This window comes from Nocardia cyriacigeorgica, assembly GCF_010858045.1.
In the GTDB taxonomy this organism is placed as follows: domain Bacteria; phylum Actinomycetota; class Actinomycetes; order Mycobacteriales; family Mycobacteriaceae; genus Nocardia; species Nocardia cyriacigeorgica_E.
The window spans coordinates 1-1,220 of record NZ_JAAGVC010000094.1; the positions used below are offsets into that span (position 1 = coordinate 1).

1 protein-coding gene is annotated in these 1,220 nt (G+C 69.2%); it reads left to right on the top strand.

Features of this window, described 5'->3' with window-relative positions; genetic code table 11:
* Window positions 1-187: 187 nt before the first annotated feature.
* On the top strand, window positions 188-1,000 hold the full coding sequence (locus GV790_RS28835) for a hypothetical protein (RefSeq protein WP_175586032.1): 813 nt from the start codon (window positions 188-190) through the stop codon (window positions 998-1,000).
* Window positions 1,001-1,220 lie beyond the last annotated feature (220 nt).

Genomic DNA, 1,220 nt, shown 5'->3' on the forward strand with positions numbered 1-1,220 from the left:
TCCACAGTGGTGGGGGAGGTGGTTGTTGTGGGGGATCGGGGGCGCCAGGATCGTAGCGGTGGGGACGTTGGAACCGATCTCTCGACGGGCTGCCTTGGCGCAGGGGGTTGCCGACCGTGAGCTCTACGGACGTGCCTGGCAGCGGGTCTGTCGGGGTCAGTACGTGCCGGCCGGGCAGGCCACGGCTATGAGCGAGGTGGCGCGTCATCTGGTGCTGACGAGGGCGGTGACGCGCGAGCTGAGCGACGAGGCAGTGGTCAGCCATATCTCGGCGGCGGTCGTTCACGGCTTGCCGATCTGGTGCCTACCGCTGAACCGGGTCCACGTCACCCGCAACCGGCGGACCGGCGCCCGGACCGGCCCCAAGGTGAGGGTGCATACGGCCGCTCTCGACGCCGACGAAGTCGTAGAGGTCGAAGGACTGCGGGTGACGTCCGTCGAGCGGACGGTCGTCGACCTGGCACGGAAGCTCCCTCTCGCCCGTGCCGTCGTCCTGGGCGACGCCGCGCTTCGCGACCGTACTACCGCCGACCGCCTGGCCGTCCAGTTGGAGCGGGCGAAGGGCAGTCGCGGCTGCCCGGCCGCCCGCCGCGCGGTCGCGCAGTTCGACGGCCGGGCCGAGAGCCCGGGTGAGTCGCTGAGCCGACTCGTCATGCGGGAGGCAGGACTGCCACCGCCGCAGCTGCAAGCGACCATCCTCGACGGCTGGGGAGAGTTCGTCGGTCGGGTCGATTTCCTGTTCCCGGAACGGGGCGTCATCGGTGAGTTCGACGGCCTGGTCAAGTACCGAGGCGGGTCGCCTGAGACGACGGTGATCAAGGAGAAGGTGCGCGAGGACGCGCTGCGCGCTCTCGGCTGGCTGGTCGTGCGCTGGACCTGGTCCGAACTCGACCACCCCACCCGATGGCTGGCCGCCCTCAACCGCCCCAACCCCGTGCCCCGCTCCGGCTCCTGGGCGGCGGCGTCCAGCTGTCACACACCGTATCGGCCCGTCACATAACCTGTGAGGGCCGTGAGCGCGGACAGCCTGTGTGCCAGCGCTTTCAGAACTTGTAGTGGATGCCGGTTAGGCGTTCGGATTCTTCCCAGAGGCGGCGTTGGAGGTCGCGGTTTTTGGAGAGTTTGGTGGAGGGGGAGGGTTCGACCGGGCGCACTTTCGTCGTCACCGGAGCCAATGGCGGCCTCGGTGTCGAGACCACGAAGGTGCTGGCCAGCAAGGG

Bases quoted from the DNA above. Each gene is read 5' to 3' on its own strand.
- GV790_RS28835 (WP_175586032.1), top strand. From the start codon at position 188: ATGAGCGAGGTGGCGCGTCATCTGGTGCTGACGAGGGCGGTGACGCGC.